General features: G+C 34.3%; 17 protein-coding genes. 9 read left to right on the top strand and 8 right to left on the bottom strand.

Going from position 1 to position 20898, the window contains the following annotated elements; genetic code table 11:
- Positions 1-137: 137 nt before the first annotated feature.
- The 3 genes from ACYSNM_RS10600 to ACYSNM_RS10590 all read right to left on the bottom strand — a co-directional run bounded on the left by ACYSNM_RS10600 (position 138) and on the right by ACYSNM_RS10590 (position 2881).
- The gene (locus tag ACYSNM_RS10600) at positions 138-482 is read right to left on the bottom strand and encodes a DUF2853 family protein (RefSeq protein WP_461753897.1); all 345 of its coding nucleotides are present in this window, start codon (positions 480-482) and stop codon (positions 138-140) included.
- A gap of 69 nt (positions 483-551) precedes the next feature.
- Positions 552-2207, bottom strand: a complete 1656-nt coding sequence (menD, locus tag ACYSNM_RS10595; RefSeq protein ID WP_461756880.1) for a 2-succinyl-5-enolpyruvyl-6-hydroxy-3-cyclohexene-1-carboxylic-acid synthase — start codon at positions 2205-2207, stop codon at positions 552-554.
- An 83-nt stretch (positions 2208-2290) separates the two neighbouring features.
- Entirely contained in the window at positions 2291-2881 is a 591-nt protein-coding gene (locus tag ACYSNM_RS10590; protein ID WP_461756879.1) for a glutathione peroxidase, read from the bottom strand.
- Positions 2882-3243: 362 nt separating this feature from the next.
- On the opposite strand from ACYSNM_RS10590, the gene ACYSNM_RS10585 reads away from it, so the two are divergent.
- Positions 3244-4119 carry a prephenate dehydratase gene (locus ACYSNM_RS10585; RefSeq protein WP_461756878.1) on the top strand — a complete coding sequence of 292 codons (876 nt, stop codon included), beginning with the start codon at positions 3244-3246 and terminating at the stop codon, positions 4117-4119.
- A gap of 76 nt (positions 4120-4195) precedes the next feature.
- Here the strand turns inward: ACYSNM_RS10585 and ACYSNM_RS10580 are convergent, their stop codons facing one another.
- From ACYSNM_RS10580 to ACYSNM_RS10565, 4 genes are all read right to left on the bottom strand, one after another.
- Positions 4196-6325, bottom strand: coding sequence for an efflux RND transporter periplasmic adaptor subunit (locus tag ACYSNM_RS10580; protein WP_461756877.1), 2130 nt, complete (start codon positions 6323-6325; stop codon positions 4196-4198).
- The gene (locus ACYSNM_RS10575) at positions 6318-7637 is read right to left on the bottom strand and encodes a TolC family protein (RefSeq protein ID WP_461756876.1); all 1320 of its coding nucleotides are present in this window, start codon (positions 7635-7637) and stop codon (positions 6318-6320) included. Before ACYSNM_RS10575 ends, ACYSNM_RS10580 begins: the two co-directional genes overlap by 8 nt.
- On the bottom strand, positions 7627-11475 hold the full coding sequence (locus ACYSNM_RS10570) for an efflux RND transporter permease subunit (protein ID WP_461756875.1): 3849 nt from the start codon (positions 11473-11475) through the stop codon (positions 7627-7629). The genes ACYSNM_RS10575 and ACYSNM_RS10570 overlap by 11 nt, the downstream gene beginning before the upstream one ends.
- A gap of 317 nt (positions 11476-11792) precedes the next feature.
- Positions 11793-12209, bottom strand: coding sequence for a hypothetical protein (locus ACYSNM_RS10565; protein ID WP_461756874.1), 417 nt, complete (start codon positions 12207-12209; stop codon positions 11793-11795).
- Positions 12210-12509: 300 nt separating this feature from the next.
- Between ACYSNM_RS10565 and ACYSNM_RS10560 the strand changes: the two genes are divergently transcribed.
- The 3 genes from ACYSNM_RS10560 (at position 12510) to ACYSNM_RS10550 (ending at position 16164) form a co-directional block, all read left to right on the top strand.
- The gene (locus ACYSNM_RS10560) at positions 12510-13622 is read left to right on the top strand and encodes a porin (protein WP_461756873.1); all 1113 of its coding nucleotides are present in this window, start codon (positions 12510-12512) and stop codon (positions 13620-13622) included.
- A 125-nt stretch (positions 13623-13747) separates the two neighbouring features.
- On the top strand, positions 13748-14107 hold the full coding sequence (locus ACYSNM_RS10555; protein WP_461756872.1) for a hypothetical protein: 360 nt from the start codon (positions 13748-13750) through the stop codon (positions 14105-14107).
- A gap of 116 nt (positions 14108-14223) precedes the next feature.
- The gene (locus ACYSNM_RS10550) at positions 14224-16164 is read left to right on the top strand and encodes an OmpA family protein (protein ID WP_461756871.1); all 1941 of its coding nucleotides are present in this window, start codon (positions 14224-14226) and stop codon (positions 16162-16164) included.
- Positions 16165-16291: 127 nt separating this feature from the next.
- On the opposite strand, the gene ACYSNM_RS10545 is transcribed toward ACYSNM_RS10550, so the two are convergent.
- Positions 16292-17071: a hypothetical protein gene (locus ACYSNM_RS10545; protein WP_461756870.1), complete on the bottom strand. Its 780-nt coding sequence runs from the start codon at positions 17069-17071 to the stop codon at positions 16292-16294.
- A gap of 268 nt (positions 17072-17339) precedes the next feature.
- Here ACYSNM_RS10545 and pyrR point away from each other — a divergent pair, with 268 nt between their 5' ends.
- From pyrR to pdxH, 5 genes are all read left to right on the top strand, one after another.
- Complete coding sequence (pyrR, locus tag ACYSNM_RS10540) at positions 17340-17894, top strand: bifunctional pyr operon transcriptional regulator/uracil phosphoribosyltransferase PyrR (RefSeq protein WP_461756869.1); 555 nt, start codon at positions 17340-17342, stop codon at positions 17892-17894.
- 22 nt (positions 17895-17916) lie between these two features.
- A complete protein-coding gene (locus ACYSNM_RS10535) occupies positions 17917-18843 on the top strand; it encodes an aspartate carbamoyltransferase catalytic subunit (RefSeq protein ID WP_461756868.1) in 927 nt (308 codons plus the stop codon).
- 41 nt (positions 18844-18884) lie between these two features.
- Positions 18885-19226, top strand: a complete 342-nt coding sequence (locus ACYSNM_RS10530) for a ribonuclease Z (protein ID WP_461753910.1) — start codon at positions 18885-18887, stop codon at positions 19224-19226.
- A 102-nt stretch (positions 19227-19328) separates the two neighbouring features.
- A complete protein-coding gene (locus ACYSNM_RS10525; protein WP_461756867.1) occupies positions 19329-20237 on the top strand; it encodes a ribonuclease Z in 909 nt (302 codons plus the stop codon).
- Positions 20238-20248: 11 nt separating this feature from the next.
- On the top strand, positions 20249-20893 hold the full coding sequence (gene pdxH / locus ACYSNM_RS10520; protein WP_461756866.1) for a pyridoxamine 5'-phosphate oxidase: 645 nt from the start codon (positions 20249-20251) through the stop codon (positions 20891-20893).
- Positions 20894-20898: the final 5 nt, after the last annotated feature.

The following is a 20898-nucleotide window of genomic DNA, read 5'->3' as shown; positions in this document are numbered from 1 at the left end:
CAGATGTTCGCAACTAGAAATCAAAAGTTTAAGACCTATAAAAAAATGGTAGTAAACTAAGATGTCTACTACCATTTTTTAGTATTTTTATAATATTAATCCTGTATCGTTATTTCAGGACTTGACATTAAGATATATTATTTTGCGTAAACAGCTTCTTTTTTAAAGTGAAGTGTCAATAGGTAATATACTACCGCTCTGTATTTTGTACGGTTGGATTTACCATACTGCTCCATTACTTTGTCAATACCTTGGTCTAGAGCGTCTTTTTCGCTTAAACCTAGCTTTTTAATTAAAAAGTTATTCTTCACTGTAAGTAGTTCTGATTCAGAGCTACTAGCTACTGTACTAGAGTCCTTATTGTAAATAGAAGGTCCGCAACCAATGGTTACTTTTTCTAATAAATCCATATCTGGAGTTACCCCGCATTTTTGCTTTAGATCCTCTGCGTACTTTTGAATTAATTCTGCTCTTTTGTTCATATGGTTATAGTTTTAGTTAAGGTACAATTTACGAAAAAAAAAGATCTTAAATAGTCCTTATTTCTTAAATCACATATTTTGGTAATATTGCTTTAATACCGTATCATTTATTAAAGTAGGAGTAGTGATTTCTAAAATCCCAGGTTGCTCATTATGGCTGAATAAATCTTGTAAGCTAGCTTTTAATTGCGTAGAATCCTTCGCTGAAAAATAGTTGAAACCATACATTTTAGCTAAATGCTCTGCATTTAATTGGTGAGTGGTTTCGAAAAAAGTACTAAACAAAGGAGTATTCTGATGTCCTGGTAGAAATCTAAAAATCCCACCACCTTGATTGTTTAAAACAATTATTTTAAAATTCTTTGGAATATAACTATTCCAAAGAGCGTTACTATCATAAAAGAAACTAACATCACCACTGATTAAAACAACAGGTTTGTCCTGTGCTACACTTGCACCAATAGCCGTTGAAGTACTACCGTCTATACCACTTGTGCCTCGATTTGCAAAAACTACCACTTGTGGAGAATTAGGGAAAATTTGGCCATAGCGTATTACTGAGGAGTTACTCAGTTGTAATTCTATATCATTTGGTAAAGCTTGCATTATTCCTTGGAAAGCTTTCATATCTGACCATGGAATATTAGCTAGGTACTGTTCTTGCTTTTTTTGCTTTTCACGGTTTATTTTCAAAGCAAACTCCTGGTAAGAGCTCTGGGCTTTTGTAGGGTATAAATGGGTTAAATTAGAGAAAAAGCGCTCAGGAGTATCTACCACTGCATCACTCAGTACTCCAAAAGTATCATAATGGCGTAACAAATCTACATGCCAATGTTGTTTTGGACTTAATTCTCTTAATAATTTTTTGATGTTTTTGCTAATAAGCATTCCTCCAAAAGTAACTAAAATATCACAAGAAAACTCCTGGATTTCTTCTGGGGTTAAATGCTGTAAAAAGCGATCTATATTGCTAATAAAGTTTGGGTGATGCAAATTAGAGGTTGTCTGACACAATACCACAACACTTGGGTCTTGACCTAAGGATGCTATAATTTGCTCACTTAAAACTCCAGGGGTATTACAACCTATCACAAGAAGTTTTTTCTTTGCATTTTGCCATTTCTCTCCAAAAAGGGGATAATTGATAATTTGCGGGTCAATATGTACCATATCCACAAAGGTTGGCTCTACGCTTAACTCTGTGGTAGTTTGGTATAAAGGTTCTTCAAAAGGAGCATTAATATGCACGGGGCCTTTTTGTGCAATTGCACTATTTATGGCATTGTTTATTAAAATGTCATTTTCTTGGCTTGCTTGTTGGCTTAAGTTGGCATTATATAAAATGTGATTGTTGAAAACATCTTTTTGTCGAATGGTCTGGCCATCTCCAATATCTAGTTTATCACCAGGTCTATCGGCAGAGATCACAATCAGGGGGATTTGGCTATAATAAGCCTCTGCTATACTTGGATAATAGTTTAGCACAGCAGAACCCGAGGTACATACTAAAGCAGTTGGGAATTGAGTTTGTTGGGCTATACCCATAGCAAAAAAACCAGCACATCTTTCATCGGCAATACTATAACAAGTAAAGTAAGGATCACTAGCAAAGCCTATAGTTAGTGGCGCGTTTCGTGAACCTGGGGATAAGATAATATGCTTGATTTTTTTTTGCTTACAGATTTGCAGTATACTTTGGGCTAATTTTATTTCTGGATAAATCATATAAACATAGAATAAAACCCAAAGATACAAACAAACTCAGGTATTTTTATTTAAAAACGGTAATTTCTAAGGCCTAAAAGTATTTAACTTTTAATCCAATCTTTAATTTCCTGATCTGTTGGAAGTGTTCTAGGTCCAATTACTTTTTCTAAATGTCCATCTGGTCCGATTAAGTATTTTTGGAAATTCCATTGTACTTCACTATCCTCTACTTTGTTAAGTTGTTTTTGAGTTAAGAACTGATATAAAGGAGCTGTGTCATCTCCTTTGACAGATATTTTGCTCATCATAGGGAAACTCACCCCGTAATTGGATTGGCAAAATGCTGCAATTTCTTGGTTACTTCCTGGCTCTTGGTCTGCAAAATTATTGGCAGGGAAACCTATTATAACAAAGTCTTTGTCTTTGTATTCTTTGTATAAGCTTTCTAATTGTTCAAATTGTGGGGTTAAACCACACTGAGAAGCTGTATTGACAATCATTACTTTTTTACCTTTTAGACTGGCTAAATCAAATGGTTCTCCGTAAATATCTGTTACTGTGAACTGGTATATACTTGTAGGGTCTTGTGTATTTTTCATAGCTAAAGTTGTATAAGAGTGTGTAGGTGTGCTAGTATATGCCATAGCGTAAGAGGAAATAAATACTGCTAAGGCAAAGATTATTTTTTTCATAATTGTTTTATTTTGGTAGTTACGCTATAAAGTTACGAATCTAAATATAAAAAAAGCCAAAAGCCATAGGTTTATATTTTGTTAAGCTATTATCTAATAAAAGCAGGCTATTGGTTATTTTGTAGATGAAAAATAATAAAGGGCGAACAAATGTTATTTTTATTAATAAAATAAATTACACATTGAATTATCAAATTGTTAGTTGTTTTCTGTATAAGTAACAAAAATACTATCAAATAGGTTAATGCACTTGTATTGTTGATGAAAACGCATTTCGTTCAATTATTTTAAAGGCTTTGTGAGTTAATAATGAAAGAAAATTTTAACTTTGATAGTTATTTATTTACCAAACCAAAAAAATTATGAAGTCCGTAATTATTCAAGGAATCAAAGGCTCTTTCCATCACGAGGCGGTGGAGCGCTTTTTTAAAGAACAACCAGTTGACATTGTTGATAGTCCAACTTTTAATTCTCTAGTTAAACAAGTAGTGGATAAAAAAGTGGATTATGGAATGATGGCAATGGAAAACTCTATAGCAGGATCTATTTTACCTAACTATTCCTTGATGACTAAAAAGAAACTTTATGTAGGAGGAGAGATAGCCCTTCCTATTCGCCATCATTTATTGGCTTTAAAGGGTCAAACATTAGATCAAATTGAGGAGGTACGTACTCACCCAATGGCATTATTGCAATGTGGGGATTTCTTAGAAAATCACGAGCATTGGAGAAAATTAGCTATGGATGATACAGCCACATGTGCCAAAAATATTCAGTTAAACCAAATGCATGGTGTAGCGGGTATTGGGTCGGCATTAGCTGCTAAGATGTATGATTTAGAAATTTTGCAAGAAAACATTCACGATGTGTATGATAATTTTACGCGTTTTTTCTTGATTTCCACAGAGCCTGTTCACGTAGATGATTTTGATAAGGCTACTTTGTACTTTTTTACCGATCACCAAAAAGGTCGTTTAAGTAAAGTACTGGAAATATTAGCAGAACACGAATTAAACCTTACTAAAATTCAGTCGGTTCCTATTTCAGGAAGTGTATTTCAATATTCTTTCCACGTTAATGTGGTATTGGTAAATAAGAATTATGATTTGTATTATCAAGCATTAGAAAAAGTAAAACAAGTTACACAGCATTTAAGCATAATAGGGGAATATAAAGAGGACAAATTGGTGATACAAAAGCCAGTAGAGAATGTTCTTGAACCAAATTTAACCTTCTAATTAAGAGCTAAAGGTTAAAAAAAAAAGCATTAGAAAATTATTCTAATGCTTTTTTTTATCTATTAAAGAGATTTGTTTAATCTCTTTGGTATTGACAACAACCATGAAGGTTTTCATAGGTTTGCTCAGATGCTTTATCAAAAGCTGTATCATGCCCAGCTAATGCTATCTTTTTAGAAACCTTAGCAAGATCTGTTTTAGAAGGATCTATATCTAAGTCTAAAAGCTTAGTGTCTACATTCCAAATAGCAGAGTTAACCCCTGTTAATGCTGATGCAGCAGATTCTATTCGTTTTTTACACATTCCACAATTTCCTTTTACCTCTAAAGTAAGGTTGCTTTTTGCCTTAGGTGTGTCTTGTATTCTTTGGTATTGACAACAACCAGGTAGGGAATCATAGGTCTTGTCCTGTGCTTTGTTTAAAGCAGTATCATGACCAGCTTTTGCAATACTTAAAGAAACTTTCTCTAGGGATGCTTTTGCTTTATCTATGTCTAAACTTAGGGTTTTGTTATCTACATTCCATGTAGCTTGGTTTACTCCAGCAACAGACATAGCTGCAGCTTCTATACGTTTTTTACACATACCACAATTCCCCTCTACCACTAAAGTAGTTAGATGATGGTTCTGTTTTGCTTGGCTTGGCTTTTTATCCGTAGTATTTCTTTCATATAAACAACATCCTGGTAAGTCTTGGTAGATGCTATCTGTTGCTTTATCTAAAGCAGTGTCGTGACCTACTGTAGCTATTGCTTTAGAAATTTGCTTAAGAGAAGTTTGCTCCGGAGTGAATATCACTGTTAACTCTTGGTTATCAGCTACCCAATCTGCTTTTAGTACTCCTGGTAATTGTAGGGCAGCATCTTGGATTCTCTTTTGACACATTTCACAATTTCCACTTACATGTAAAGTTTGAGTAAGACTCTTTTCTAATAATTTTGGATCAATTGGGTCCTCTAAATTCATCATACTAGGCTTTCCTTCTAATTGAGCGCTAGCATCAATGATAAATACCCCATTGGTTACAATTTCTTGTCCATCCATTAACCCTTCTAAAATCACATAACTCTGTCCTAAATTCGGACCTAATACCACTTCTTGTAGCATAAAAGTAGGAGAAGAGGTACCTTGTACTTTAGTATAGACAATGGATCTTTTTCCAGTCCATAAAACAGCTGATTTAGGGATTACAATTTGATTATTGTATTGGGATAAAGCTGCTTGTATAGTTGCTGTTGCATACATAGCAGGAAGAAGGTTTAAATCTTTGTTTTCCACTTCCACTCTTACCTTGGCAGTTCTACTACTTGGATCCAATAAAGGATTGATGAAAGAGATAGTCCCTTGCATTTTTTCTCCAGGGAAACTCTGTAGGGTAAAACTAACTTTGTCTTTTACCTTTAAAAAAGGTAGATCTTGTTCATAGGCATCAAATACAGCCCAAACTTTAGATAAATTAGCAATATCATATAAAATAGTTCCACTAGAGATGTAATCTCCTTGCTGTACATTCTTACTTACTACTGTTCCTTGGGTGTTGGCATAAATATTTACAATTGCAGATGCTTTTTTAGTATCAATAATGTTTTGTATTTGTGCATTAGACATTTTGTAAAAGCTCAACTTTTCTTTTGCAGCTTGTAAAAGTAACGGTTGAAAATCTTGCAGTTTTATAGCCTCTAATAATTCTTGTTGTGCAGCATATAATTCTGGTGAATATACAGAGGCTAATAATTGGCCTTTGTTTACTTTTTCTCCAGTGAAATTTACATATAGCTTTTCAATTCTTCCAGCAACATGAGAGCTTTGGCTATTTTGTTGAGTTTCGTCTACTTGTATACTACCATATAATTCAATGTCCTTTACAGGATCTTTACTACTTACAACAGTGGTTTGTATATTGGCTAAAGCAACTGCGGATTTGCTCATTACAATAGCATTTGGATCTAAATCTTGATCAGAATCTCCGTTTGTAGCCATTGGAGTTAAATCCATTGCACATAAAGGACATTTCCCTGGTTTATCCATTTTTATTTGAGGGTGCATCGAACAAGTCCATACTACACTTTCTTCTTGTGTTTCTTGGGTTAATTCATGACTATGGCCAGTGGAACCAAAAATCATATAGCCTAGTAAAAGTCCTGCTAATAGAAGTACACTGTATTTAACTGTGTTGTTTTTTAGTATATTTTTAATCTTACTCATGATCTAAAGTATTTGTAACGTTATTGCCAATTAAGCTTTCTATGGAAGCCACGATAGTGTTGAAATCTGTAATGGATTGAGACTGTTTTAATTGATAGTCCATTAATAATCGCTGAATTTCAATCACATTGGTTAAATTGCTTTTTCCTCCAGAGAACTCCGTTAGTACTAAGTTGTAAGTACTTTGGGCTAATTGTAGTTGTTTTTGATATAGTGAAATAGTGTTTAAGGCATCTTGCATTTGTGTACTAAGGGTGTAATACTCTTTTTCTAGGGTATTTACCGTATTTTGCTGCTGTTCTATAGCACTTTGTCTATATAGTTGAGATTGTTTTTGCTGTGATTTATATTTTTTTCTAAACACAGGTAAGCTCACGCTTAGCATTGGCATAATCATATCCTTTCCATTCATGGATCCCATGGCAAGCATTGGATCAGAAGTTTTGCCAATTATCATATACTGCACTCCAACACCTATCATAGGGTAGCTCATCTTTTTATTTAACTCTCCTTGTGCTTTATAGGCTAGTTGCTGCTCTTTTATTAATTGTAAAGCAGGGTGATTATTGTGCATTAGCTCAAAAACTTGTTCTTTATCCCATAAGAATTCACTTTGCTCTACCTTAGAAGGTAAGTCCACTTGGGTATCTAATTCTCTATTAAGTAAAGAATTGAAGCTAGCAATCTCTCGCTTTAAGTTGTTCTCAAGGATGTCTATATTGTTTTGAAGCTCTAAGATATCCAGTCCAATTTTCAGTACATCAGACATTGAGCCTGGGCTACCACTTTGGTTTGGTGTAGAGAATTTAGCAATGGCTAAATCCTCTAGTTGTTTAAGTAGTTTTTTATTTTCCTGTGCAATGAGAATTTCTTGTTTTGTTTGGGCTAGTAAAAACCACTGTTTTTTCACCTCCAAAACCAGCTCTTGTCTAGCAAGAAGATATTGTTGGTATTGCACCAAAGAAGTGTGGTAAGCTTGGGTTTTAGCTGCTTTTTTTGAGCCAAACCATGGCAGCATTTGCATAAGGGTAATATCTCCTATGTTTTTACCACCTACAATATCCATAGGTTTGGTTAAAAAGCCCATAGAAAGTTCTGGGTCATCAAATTCACCAGCTTCTTGGATTTGTTCTTGAATAGCTAAGAAAGTTAATCGTTGTGCTTTTAGATTTGGATTATTATCTATAGCATACTCTAAATAACTTTGTAATTGCGGCTGTTGTAAATCATTATTTTGACTAAAACCTACAAAAGGTAAAGCAACAAATAGCAGTAAGAACTTTATATTGGATAAGGCTAGATTAGTTTTCATTTTGTGCGATTTTAGCATTTTTCTTATTTTCGTTTTTAATGGCCCATTCTCTCCACATACATTGGAATACAGGTACAACAAACATAGTCATAGACTGAATTAACATTCCTCCAAAGGTAGGGATAGCCATAGGTACCATGATTTCTGCTCCTTTTCCTGTACTGGTAAGAACGGGTAATAAGGCAATTAATGCCGTAGCTGTGGTCATAGCAGCTGGACGAACTCGTTTTAAACCAGCATATACTACTGCCTCGCGAATTTCTTTATTGGTTTTTGGATCTCTTTCTTCAAAGGTGTCGTGAATATAAGTTCCCATTAAAACACCATCATTGGTAGCAAGTCCAAATAAGGCAATAAATCCTACCCAAACGGCAATACTTAAATTAATAGAGTGCATTTGGAATAAATCCCTCATGTTAACCTCTCCTACATGGAAATTCATAAACCAAGGTTGTCCATATAACCACAATAGTATAAAACCACCAGCAAAAGCTACAAATACTCCAGAGAAATGGATAAGTGAAGCGGTGATTGTTCTAAATTGGAAATATAAAATAAGTAGAATAGCCAATAAACTAAGTGGAATTACAAAAAGTAAACGCGCCGCTGCTCTTTCTTGTTGTTCGTAATTTCCAGCAAAATCATAACTAACTCCTTTAGGAAGTACAATTTCTCCTTGATCGATTTTGTCTTGTAAAAATGCTCTAGCAGATTCTACTACCTCTACTTCACTTAAATTTTCCACCTTGTCAAAGATGATGTATCCAATTAAGAAAGTATCCTCACTTTGTATCATTTGAGCCCCTTTGGCATAAGTGATATCTACTAAATCTCCAAGTGGAACCTGAGCTCCTAATGGTGTAGGGATTAGTAAATTAGCTAATGCCTCTGGAGAATCACGTAATTCTCTAGGGTATCGAACTCTAACAGGGAATCTTTCTCTATCCTCTACCGTAGTGGTAATGGCCATTCCACCTATAGCCGATTCAATGATTTGTTGTAGATCAGCTACCATTACCCCGTATCTGGCCATATTGGCTCTATTAAGGTGCATTTCAATATAAGGCGCTCCTACTGATCTGTCATAAAATACTGTTGAAGCCATAATAGATGGAGCTTGTTTTAAAGCACTTTCTAAAATCTTTCCTCCCTTTTCTATACTTTGTAAATCTGGTCCAGTAATTTTCAGTCCCATAGGGGCTCTCATTCCTGTACTAAGCATTACCAAGCGAGCTTCAATTGGTTGTAATTTTGGAGCAGAGGTAACCCCTGGAATATGAGATACATTAATGATCTCCTGCCAAATATCTTGGGCATTTTTAATATGAGGACGCCACTGTCTTAAAAACTTACCGTTTTTATCTAAAATCAAACTATCTCTATCTACAATTCTAAAGTTTTCTTTTGGATTGTAATAAGAGCCATCAATTAAAGCAAACTCTCCTTGTTTGTTTACTAAAAATCGTTCTCTATGTCCATTTACATCTAAAATATATTCACTTCTGTAATTAATGGTGTTCTCAAACATTTGAGTAGGAGCAGGGTCTAGAGCCGAGTTAACTCTTCCCCATTTTCCAACTGTAAGTTCTACTTCAGGAATATTGGTAATACGCTTGTCTAAAGCAGCTATTAAATCCAAGTTTTGCTCTACCCCTGTATGCGGCATAGTTGTAGGCATTAGTAAAAAAGAACCTTCGTTTAAAGCAGGCATGAATTCTTGACCGATACCCGGGAAGCTTTCCATACCTTTTTGCCACAAGGTGCTTTGTTTTACTTCTTTATATCCAACTGCTTGTAGGGTAGAGGATATAGGCTGGAATGTTTTTTCAAAACCAATCCAAATAAGCACTCCGAAAATAACGGTGAAAATTGGAATGGACATAAACTTCCATCTATTGTTTAATGCCCAGCGTAAAATAGCTTCGTAGTAAATAACAAGCAGCCATAACAACCCAAGAATAAGTCCGATTGCCATTACTACAAAAAAGAAGTTCAGACCCGTACTTTGCTCTGTCCCTAAAGGCAGCCAATGAATCGTTAAGTAATAAGTAGTGATAAATAAGGTTAAGGCTACATTGATGTAGTTAACTGTTTTTTCACTATAATACCTAGGTGTTATTAAGTTATTTATACCAGCTAAAGTAATTACAAGGCTAATAAATTGTCCTGTGTAAATAGCTAAAAATACCCCAAGAACTATAAGGGCATAGTTGGCTAAGTTTCTTAATTTTTTGGTATTTAATCGAATAGAATAAATATAATAAGCTAAAGTAGGTAGGATGATTAACCCTAAGAATAAAGCCGATAATAAAGCAAAGGTTTTGGTGTAAGCTAAAGGTCTAAAAAGTTTTCCTTCTTGCGCCTGCATAGCAAATACTGGTAAAAAGGAAATAATAGTTGTTAGCATAGCAGTTGTTAATGCTCCAGAAACTTCAGAAACAGAACTTGCAATTAGATCAACGAATTTTTTCCCTTTTAAAACTATACCTTCTTCTTTGGCTTGATCCATATGGCGCAAGATACTCTCCACAAAGACCACCCCCACGTCAACCATTACACCAATGGCAATAGCAATACCGGATAGAGCAACTATATTGGCCTCAATACCCATGTATTTCATAATAATGAAGGTAGCCAATACTCCAATTGGAAGTATACTTGAGATAATAATAGAAGCCCTTAGATTAAATACAAGTACAATAACTACAATGATACATATAAGAATCTCATGGGCTAGTGCTGTTTCTAATGTACCAATGGTCTCTTGGATTAAGCCTGAACGATCATAAAAAGGCACAACTGTAACTTTGGAAATAGTTCCATCCGAAAGCGTTTTTTGTGGTAAACCGTTTTGAAGAAGTTCGATTTTTTGTTTAACATTATCGATCACCTGCATTGGGTTTGATCCATATCTAGCCACTACAACTCCTCCAACTGCATCAATCCCTTCTTTATCTAGACCACCGCGACGGGTTGCTGGTCCAAGATTTACAAAGGCAATATCTTTGATTTTAATTGGCTTATCATTAATTAGTGTGACTACTGCTTGTTCGATATCTTCAATATTTTTTATATATCCAAGCCCCCTTACTAAGTACTCTACTTTATTTATCTCGATGGTTTCTGCTCCAATATCCAAATTGGTTTTCTCAATGGCAGTCATTACATCTATAATAGAGATGTTATAGGCCTTTAAGGCATCGGGATTAACCTCGATTTGGTATTCTTTGATATATCCTCCAATGGAAGCCACCTCGGCTACTCCTTGAGCAGAGGCTAAAGCATATTTTACCTGGAAATCTTGAATGGTACGCAGCTCATCTGGATCCCATCCTGGAGTTGGTTCTCCTGTTTGAGGATCTCTACCCTCTAAAGTATACCAGTAGATTTGTCCTAAAGCTGTGGCATCTGGTCCTAAAGAAGGAGTTACATCCTTTGGTAGAGTCCCAGGAGGTAGAGAATTTAACTTCTCTAAAATTCTTGATCTACTCCAGTAAAACTCTACATCTTCTTCAAAAATGATATAAATAAAAGACATTCCAAACATGGAGCTACTACGGATAGTCTTAACTCCTGGAATACCAAGTAAAGATGTGGTTAGAGGATAAGTGATTTGTTCTTGAATATCTTTAGGAGATCTTCCCATCCACTCTGTGGCAACAATTTGTTGGTTGTCTCCAATATCTGGTATGGCATCTACAGCTACTGGGTCACTTGGTAGAATACCACCGTGCCAATTAAATGGAGCAGTGATAAGTCCCCAAACTAGGATAATAGCTAATATCAATAAGGTAATTACCCTATTGTTTAAAAAGTACTTAATGACTTTATTAAGCATGTTGTTTACATTTAAAAAATTGAATATGATTTTTCATATCTACGGTTTTTTATAGGTGAAAATGCAAAGTTTAAGATAGGTGAAATACCTGAAAATCCCCAAGAGAATTCTCTTAAAAAAACAACTATAAAAACAAGGTTCTAAAGAAGTACTTTACAAATAAATACCGGTAAAAAACAATAGAGTTTACAAGGCAGATTTTAAAGAGTAGTCCGCCAACATGGAACTAAAGTAAGAGATAGGTTACTTTTACTAGAGGTTACTCAAAAAGGGGAGTGCCTCTATTTAAAAGTAGTAGTTCCATTATAAAGTAGAAATCATATTCTATACACACATAGGTAATCTAAGCGGTCTATAGTATAGAACTTATAGCCGTTTTTACCTTGAGTATTAGGTGTATTAACAAGCGTGATTACGCTAGATGTATCGAGTAAATAATTGGAATTAAACCACTTACTTTTGATTAAATATTCTGCCTTTCTTTGAGTAGGAACATTTAAATTATGGGTTATAACTCTGTCCATTGTCGTGGAAGAAACTCTAGCTGAGCTCATACTCTGACAACATAAAGCTTCCATAGAGGAAGTTTCTGCAGTACTTGGACAACAAGTCATAGAGATGTTTTGTGAACTACAAAATAACTCTACTTGCTTTTGTGTACTCCACTCCATAGCTGGCGCTGCTACTGTGATAACAGATAGTAAGCAAAGCAATATGGGTAGAATTCTTTTCACAAATAACCTTTTATAGGGTTTAATAAAACGATAAAAACAAAGATAGTATTAATTTGTTAAATAAAAACTCCTCTTATAGGTAAAATAAAAACTTTTAGAATCTTTAACACTTTAGGGTGTTTTTTACCACTTAATAGGAGTAAGTTATAAATACATAGTTTAAAGGTGAAGGAAAAGTTAATGCGCAAGGGTTAGAAAAGCTTGGTAATTATGTTATTAGCATCTTTTTCGGTATTTTGTATACAAATAGGTTGCGAGGTAGGTTAATTTGTAATATTTTAGTTTTTCACTTATGTAATTATGAAGAATAAAGTATTGTTTTTTTTACCTTTTTTGTTCCACTTAACCTCTTTTGGACAAACTAATACATCCGTAGAACAAGATAGCCTGGGTAGTCCAACCATTTATGGGGCAATTAAAAAAGAATTGGGGATTCCAAATAAGCCCCAGTCCAAACTCATTCGGGTGTTTTTAGATTCAAAATACGAGAATGCTACAAAATTTAACGGCTCAGAATTAGAACAAAGCCAGTTTAAAGTAGTGCAATCCCGCGTTTTTGTACAAGGTCAATATAAAGACAAGCTTTCTTATGCTCTTCGTTACCGCTTAAACGAACCAGATGGTTCCAAAGCTTTAGAATTTGCTTTTTTGGATTATAAAATAAACTCCCATTGGAGTGTGAGTATGGGTAAGCTGTTTACTGCTTGGGGGTCCACGGAGCTTTCCTATAATAGTGCTGATTTATATATGTTTTCCAATATTATTAGCAATGCTGAATTATTTGCCCCTGGTCTTAGTGTGAGCTATGGAGTGGATAATCAGCTTTTTAAACTTCAGTTTATTTCCCCGGGTAAACAATATGTATCTCAGGCTTATAAAGATAAGGCTTATGCAGGTTTGTTTCTTTGGGAGGGTTTACTTTTTAAGGAGCATTTAAAAACAAGATATGGATATGGTTTATTTCAGCACGATGCCAATAAATTCTATTCTTGGGTTACCTTAGGAAATCGCTTGACTATCAATAATTTTATGATGGAGCTAGATTGGATTTATGGAGCAAGTAATTTGGCCGATAAACAATTGAATGATATGTTAGGGGATAATAAGCTTAGTACTTATTACGTGAGAGATAATGTTACTATGCTTAGTTTTAAGTATCGCTTAAACAAAGTAGTGCCTTATATAAAGTTGATGTATAACTATCGCAAGGACCTACAGGTAGATACTTCCTATAGCTATAGTGGGGTATCTGCAGTGGTGGAATACTATCCTTTTTCAGATCCTACTCTAAAAGACTTTCGACTATTTGGGGGGTATAATTTTTATCAATACAATTTTAAAGATAAAGTCTTAAATAATAAAGACGAACATTTAATTGCTATAGGACTAAGATGGATGGTTCCTTTGTTTTAGAAGAATTAGTAGAACTTTTTTTGGGACCCAGGTTTCATACCTTTAGCTTCTAAAATATTATCTAATTTTGAATAAATTATAAAAAAGTCCTTAGAATTTAATCTAGGCATTAGTAAATAAAGAGAATGGGAAAAAAGGTAATGTTTTTTGGGGTGTTAAGTATGTTAGCTGTCTTAGGTTGTAAAAAATCTATTGAAAACAATAAGCAAGTCGCTTGTGATTTAGCACCTATTTTAGTTGACAACCCAAAGACACGAAATTGCAATTTTACCGATATAGATGGTAATGTTCTACAACTGAGGTTTGATCCAATTAATAATTGGGTAGAAATAGCGGTGGACCAAAAATTTGTAATACTGCCTTATATCGATGCCCAAGAATATGGAAGTTTTAAAGATGATGTGTATGAATTTATTAACGCAGGTGATGAAGTTCGACTATTAAAGGAAGATCAATTGATATTTACTGCCCCTTTTGGTAGGTAGTTTAGGGCTTTTGATGGGCTTAGATAAACAAGGCAGGTAAATAATTAGTTTTATCTTTACAACTTATCTTTTGTTTTTGCGTTAGATATAGAACAAGTAAAATTAAAAATAAGCCAATGCACACTATTTCTTTTAGAAGTATCCTTTTTGTTTGTTTAGCTATGTTTCTGTCTTTGAGTTTAGAGGCTAAGGGGAAACCCAGTTTAAAGCTAGCCGATAAATATTATAAAAAAGGGGAATATGATAAAGCAGCTAAGGAGTATAAGCGATTAGAAAGGGGGATTCGTACCGATAACTATATTTATTTACAATTAGCCGATTGTTATGATCGTTTAACAAGAGATATCGAAGCCTCTAAATACTATGGAAAGGCCATTTATAAGGATCCTTCTGTATCGCCAGAGATTTATTATAAATACGCAAAAATCTTACAGAAAACAGGTAGGTACGAGGTAGCTAGAGACATGATGGATGATTTTTCGGCTATGGTTCCAACGGACTCCAGAAGTAGAGACTTTTTGCAAAATCCAGATGCCTATTACGATTTGTATAAGCTAAAGCAAAGGTTTATGTTCAGTGAAATTGGTTTCAATGATAGGCAAACCCAAGATTATGGAGCTTTTTTAAATAAAAATGACACCCTTTACTTTGTATCTAATCGTACAAAACACGAAAAGAAAATTCCTCGAAAACTTTTCGAGGTGCGTACTCCTTTGAAAAGAGAGCCAAACTTTGATTTGTATATGGCTCAGTATAAACAAGCCGATGAACCGATTTTTATTGCTACTCGTTTAAAAGGAAAAATCAATAAGCGATTTAATGATGGTGCACTAACCCAAGGGGTATTACCTAATACGGTTATTTTTACCTCTGAGAGCTATAGGTATAGGAAATTTAGAAAAATACCGGTGGTTAAAAAAAGAGATCAAATCAATAATCTCTTTACAGCTACTTTAAAGAAAACCAAGTTTAGAAAGATTAAAAAACTTCCCTTTACCAAAGGGGAATATACCTATCAAAATCCTGTTATTACTCCGGATTCTACCTATTTATACTTCGCCTCTAATATGCCAGGTAGTTTTGGAGAATTAGATATTTGGAGAGTTGAAATTTTAGAGGAAGGTTTGGACTATGGAGAACCAGAAAACTTAGGACCTATAGTGAATTCAGGTACTAAAAATGATTTTCCTTTTATTAGTGAAGACAATATACTTTATTTTGCTTCCGATAGATGGGGTGGTTATGGAGGATTAGATGTATATAGTTACGATTTGAAAAACCCTACACAAAAGCCCGTTAATCTAGGGGCGCCATTAAATACTCCTAGGGATGATTATGCCTTTAGTTTTTATCCTCAAAAGCATATAGGCTTTGTCTCTACCAACCGCATTGGTAGAACCGATATCTATAAGGTGAAACAGGTATGTGCTGTGGATGTGGAGATAGTGGTGAAAAATAAAACTCATGGTCATCATATAAGCGGGGCGAAGGTACAGTTTACCAACGATGTTAGACAGCCCCTTCCTGCCATTTTTACAGGAAGAAAAGGTAGTGTTTCTTTACCTTTGAATTGTTTGACTGATTTTGCCCTAGAAGTGTCCCATGAAGATTTTTTAAATGAAAAACAGGTGGTTAAGCTTCAAAGAGAACAAGATAAAATCCAAATAGTAGTGGAACTTGTGCCTTTAGAGGATTTGGTAATACAGGACAGTCATATTGAACTTGCTGATATTAATTTTGCTTTTGATCAAAAGGAAATTACCGAACAAAGTAAACCAGAGCTAAATAAATTAGTACAGGTAATGAAACGTTATCCAACTATGCGTATACAGGTAGACTCTCATACTGATAGTAAAGGTAAAGCTGAATATAACTTAGCCTTATCCGAGCAAAGAGCTAAAGCTACAGTAGAGTATCTGATTTCTCAGGGTATCTCACCAGATAGATTAGAGTACAAAGGATATGGTTCTAGCCGAACAAAAGTAGATTGTGATCCGTGTAGTGAACTTGAAGATGCCATTAATAGACGAAGTGAGTTTATTATTCTTAGTCGATAATTCAAGTATTTCTACATAGAAAATATATAAAAAGCCCCAAAATCAATATAGTTTAGTTGATTTTGGGGCTTTGTCTTTTTAATACTTATTTAAACTACTATGCTTTTGAAAAGGCATTGTAGCTATTTTAGTAAGTGAATTTTGCTAACATTAAAATAATGGCATCATCTTTATACAAATTAAGGGTTTGATCTGCTACATCGAAAAGATAGCTTTGGTGATTTAAAATCTCCAGGGTGCTTTCTAGAAGCTTACTTTTTGGGGAAAGCAAAGAATCTGGGTGGTTTTCTATTTTTGAAAAGTGAACCGTGTTGGTAGGGAAATCAAAATAATACCTTAGAAAAAAGTGATTTTCTTTATCCTTAACACTAACTAAGTTTTGGTTTGGGTCAAAGGATAGCTCTACCATTTGATTAGAAAACCCCAAGTTTTCTTGGTGGATTTGTATTACTTTCCATTGGTGTTTGATGATATAGCTATATAGCCCTTGTTGTTTGACTTTGTCTAGAGCCATGGATTTTTGACTTATTTTATTTTTATATAGGAAAGTAGTGGTATCTATGGTAGTAAAGACTAGGTTTTGTTGGTTAAACACACTTCTTAGTGCTTTTTTGTTTTTTCGAGATAAGGAACTGTTTTTAAATACTTGAAAATCTATTTTTCCTGTACTGATTTGTAGTAGGTTATTTTGCTTTTTAAGGGTTTTAAAAGGCACCTTAAAAAAGGTAGTAGATGTATTGCCTTCTATGGTTTGATCCTTGGGAGATAACTTAAAATACACTCCTTGTTTAGTGGATTCTTTTTGAAGGTTAAAAAAATAGGATAGATCAGGGTCGATCCCTTTTTGAGCGAAGGTTAAAAGGCTAGAGAATAATACGAAAATTAGAAGGTAGCTTTTATGCATCATAAGAAATAAATTAAACTTTTAATGTAGTTATGGGGTAAAGGTATCTATAATTATTGGCTTTCTTTTAGGTGCGACATGGAATTTATACCAGAGCTCCTGATCAGGCATGGGCTATTGAGTTATCAATTAGTAGGTTAGTTGTAAAGGCTATCTATAAATAGGACTTTAGTGCTTTGGTAAATATAAAATTTACATTTTGTTTGGGCTTAAATTAGTACAGAACAATATTTAATTGTAATTTTACCACCCAAACACAACTCTTTTTTATATGAATCCAAAAGTATTACTTACTTCAAAAGAGATTGACATTATTCTTCATCGTTTGGCATGTCAGTTAGTGGAAAATCACCTTGATTTTTCTGAAACACTTCTTATTGGTATTCAGCCACGTGGCCGATTTTTAGCTGAGCGTATTAAGCATATTTTAGAAAATGAATACCATATTCCTTCTATTGCTTTAGGGTTTTTAGATATTACATTTTTTAGAGATGATTTTAGAAGAAATCAAAAACCTCTTGAAGCCAATAAAACACAAATCGATTTTCTTGTAGAAGATAAAAATGTTGTCTTTATTGATGACGTTCTTTTTACAGGGCGTAGCATTCGCGCAGCATTAACTGCTATTCAATCTTTTGGACGTCCTAAAGAAATTGAACTTTTAGTATTAATTGACCGTAGATTTTCTAGGAATTTACCTATACAACCTGACTATAGAGGTCGTCAAGTAGATGCCATTAATAATGAATCGGTAAAAGTACAATGGTCAGAGCAAGGCAAAGAGGACTGTGTGTTTTTAGCCTCACAAGAAAACCAAAATATTTAAAAATAGGAAATCCAAATCAAGAATGAAGGAACTAAGTGTAAATCATCTTTTAGGTATCAAGTATATCAATGAAAACGATATTAATCTAATTTTTGAAACAGCAGATCATTTCAAGGAAGTTATCAATCGCCCAATTAAAAAAGTACCTTCTTTAAGAGATATTACCATTGCCAATATCTTCTTTGAGAACTCCACACGAACAAAGTTATCTTTTGAGTTAGCACAAAAAAGATTGTCTGCCGATGTAATAAGCTTTTCAGCAGCTCAAAGTTCTGTGAAAAAAGGAGAAACCTTAATTGATACGGTGAATAATATTTTGGCCATGAAGGTGGATATGGTTGTTATGCGTCATAGTAATCCTGGAGCGGCGTATTTTTTATCCAAAAATGTTAACGCAAGTATCATCAACGCAGGAGATGGTGCCCATGAGCATCCAACCCAAGCTTTATTAGATAGTTATTCTATTAGAGAGCAATTAGGGGATGTGGCAGGTAAAAAAGTAGTTATTGTAGGGGATATTCTACACTCTAGGGTGGCTTTATCTAATATTTTTGCTTTGCAAAAACAAGGAGCACAGGTAATGGTATGTGGACCAAAAACTTTGATTCCAAGGTATATTGCTGAGCTAGGAGTAAAAGTAGAATCGGATTTACGCAAGGCACTAAATTGGTGTGATGCTGCAAATATGTTAAGGGTACAGAACGAACGTTTGGATTATAGTTATTTTCCATCCACTAGAGAGTATGCTCAACAATATGGATTAACTAAAGAAATTTTAGATTCTTTAGATAAGAAAATAATGGTAATGCACCCAGGACCAATTAATCGTGGGGTAGAGATTACCTCTGAGGTTGCTGATAGTGATCAAGCTGTTATTTTAGACCAGGTGGAAAATGGGGTTGCTATTCGAATGGCTGTTACCTATTTATTAGCCTCTAAAATAAAATAATTAAAGTTCAGCCCATAAAAAGGCATTTAAAAAGGTATAGTATGAAAATTAAGGAGAAAGGACACAGCGCAATTCTTGTTAATAATCAGGCGGATATTGCCGATTTTATTCAAAAGATCAAAGATCAATATAAAGTTAGTTTAGCCCACAAGAATATTATTGTGGATTTGACTAATCATGCCAATGATATTGTAGAATCCGATTTGTTGTTATTTGAGCAATTAGCTCTAGAGCATGTCAATACTGCTAAAAAATCTTTTGTTATTGTTATTCCAGATGTGGATTTTAATGACTTTGACCAAGAGTTAGTTGTAGTGCCTACTTTATTAGAGGCCGGAGATATTATCGATATGGATGAGATCCAAAGAGAATTAGGATTTTAAAATAATTATACCAAAAAGGCTTAAGAAATTAAGCCTTTTTCTTTTTGTTATCTTAGGGTCTTTTTTGTACATTACAAGTGTAATTACAAAAAAACTAATAAATTGAAGCTTACCATATTAGGCTGTTATGCGGCTACACCTAGGTCTATTACTAATCCCACTTCTCAGGTTTTAGAAATTGCCAATGAGATGTTCCTTATCGATGCAGGAGAAGGTACCCAAGTACAATTGAGGCGTCGTAAGATAAAATTTCAGCGTATTAATCGTATTTTCATTTCCCATTTACACGGAGACCACTTCTTTGGTCTAATAGGACTTATCTCTACTTTTTCTTTATTAAATCGCCAAAATGACCTTCATGTGTATGGTCCTAAGGGCATTAAGGAAGTAATCCTATTGCAATTGCGCTTGTCGAATTCTTTTACAAGTTATAAACTGTTTTTTCACGAACTCACCAGTAAGGAGTCTGAGGTTATTTATCAAGATGATAAAGTAAAAGTAACTACTATTCCTTTAGATCATAGGGTTTATACTAATGGTTTTTTGTTTGAAGAAATCAAGCAAGAAAGAAAATTGCGCTTAGGCGCTATTATGGACTACGGCATAGAAAAGTGTTACTACCAGAAAATAAAAGATGGATCGGATATTACCCTAGATTCTGGAGAAGTTATCTCGAATAAGGAGTTAACCTATGATCCTGAAAAAGGGCAGAGTTATGCTTTTTGTTCGGATACAAAATACTCAGAGAGTATTGTTCCTATTATAAAAGGTGTAGATGTATTGTATCATGAGAGTACTTTTTTGGATTCTGAATCTCATTATACCGAACATACCAAGCATAGTACGGCTAAAGAAGCAGCCACTATTGCAAAATTAGCAGGATGTAAAACATTAGTTCTAGGTCATTACTCTACTCGTTATTCCGACATCACTTTATTTAAAAAGCAAGCCGAAACGGTTTTTGACGGAAAAATTTTAAATGGGGATGATGGCGCTATTTTTAATCTATAATTTTATTGCCCATGAAAGATTTAAGCAATTATAGACAAGTTTATGATAAGGATATTCTAAGTGAAAGCCTAGCTCATAAAGATGCTTTAATGCAATTTAGAAAATGGTTTGTGGAGGTGGAGCAAAGCCATTTGGAAAGAGAAGTTAATGCTATGCATGTAAGTAGCATAGGATTAGATGGATTTCCAAAAACTAGAGTAGTACTTTTAAAAAGCTATGATGAAAATGGCTTTGTGTTTTATACCAATTATGAATCGGAAAAATCCAAAGCAATATTGGCCAACCCTCACGTTTGTTTATCGTTTTTTTGGCCAGGTATGGAAAGACAGGTCATTATCAAAGGTTTAGCAAAAAAGGTAAGTGCTAGCCAAAGTGATAATTACTTTGACTCTCGTCCACATGGATCTAAACTAGGGGCTATCGCTTCTAATCAAAGCCAGGTCATAGAGAGTTACCAAGTATTAGAAGATAGGCTAAAGCAGTTAGAACAAGAGAATCCTCAGGATATTAAAAGGCCTGATTTTTGGGGTGGATTTTGTGTAGAACCTATTTCTATAGAATTCTGGCAAGGTAGACCAAATAGACTGCACGATAGATTGCGTTATCGCCTAAGTGAAGATAAGCTAGATTGGATTGTTGAGCGTTTAGCTCCTTAAAAAAT

It is taken from the genome of Myroides sp. LJL116, from assembly GCF_054871685.1.
This window is presented reverse-complemented; position numbering and strand designations above follow the sequence as displayed.

What these genes read in the sequence shown, in the direction of transcription:
- ACYSNM_RS10600 (WP_461753897.1), bottom strand. Translation starts at nt 482, where the DNA reads ATGAACAAAAGAGCAGAATTAATTCAAAAGTACGCAGAGGATCTAAAG.
- menD (WP_461756880.1), bottom strand. Translation starts at nt 2,207, where the DNA reads ATGATTTATCCAGAAATAAAATTAGCCCAAAGTATACTGCAAATCTGT.
- ACYSNM_RS10590 (WP_461756879.1), bottom strand. Translation starts at nt 2,881, where the DNA reads ATGAAAAAAATAATCTTTGCCTTAGCAGTATTTATTTCCTCTTACGCT.
- ACYSNM_RS10585 (WP_461756878.1), top strand. Translation starts at nt 3,244, where the DNA reads ATGAAGTCCGTAATTATTCAAGGAATCAAAGGCTCTTTCCATCACGAG.
- ACYSNM_RS10580 (WP_461756877.1), bottom strand. Translation starts at nt 6,325, where the DNA reads ATGAGTAAGATTAAAAATATACTAAAAAACAACACAGTTAAATACAGT.
- ACYSNM_RS10575 (WP_461756876.1), bottom strand. Translation starts at nt 7,637, where the DNA reads ATGAAAACTAATCTAGCCTTATCCAATATAAAGTTCTTACTGCTATTT.
- ACYSNM_RS10570 (WP_461756875.1), bottom strand. Translation starts at nt 11,475, where the DNA reads ATGCTTAATAAAGTCATTAAGTACTTTTTAAACAATAGGGTAATTACC.
- ACYSNM_RS10560 (WP_461756873.1), top strand. Translation starts at nt 12,510, where the DNA reads ATGAAGAATAAAGTATTGTTTTTTTTACCTTTTTTGTTCCACTTAACC.
- ACYSNM_RS10555 (WP_461756872.1), top strand. Translation starts at nt 13,748, where the DNA reads ATGGGAAAAAAGGTAATGTTTTTTGGGGTGTTAAGTATGTTAGCTGTC.
- ACYSNM_RS10550 (WP_461756871.1), top strand. Translation starts at nt 14,224, where the DNA reads ATGCACACTATTTCTTTTAGAAGTATCCTTTTTGTTTGTTTAGCTATG.
- ACYSNM_RS10545 (WP_461756870.1), bottom strand. Translation starts at nt 17,071, where the DNA reads ATGATGCATAAAAGCTACCTTCTAATTTTCGTATTATTCTCTAGCCTT.
- pyrR (WP_461756869.1), top strand. Translation starts at nt 17,340, where the DNA reads ATGAATCCAAAAGTATTACTTACTTCAAAAGAGATTGACATTATTCTT.
- ACYSNM_RS10535 (WP_461756868.1), top strand. Translation starts at nt 17,917, where the DNA reads ATGAAGGAACTAAGTGTAAATCATCTTTTAGGTATCAAGTATATCAAT.
- ACYSNM_RS10530 (WP_461753910.1), top strand. Translation starts at nt 18,885, where the DNA reads ATGAAAATTAAGGAGAAAGGACACAGCGCAATTCTTGTTAATAATCAG.
- pdxH (WP_461756866.1), top strand. Translation starts at nt 20,249, where the DNA reads ATGAAAGATTTAAGCAATTATAGACAAGTTTATGATAAGGATATTCTA.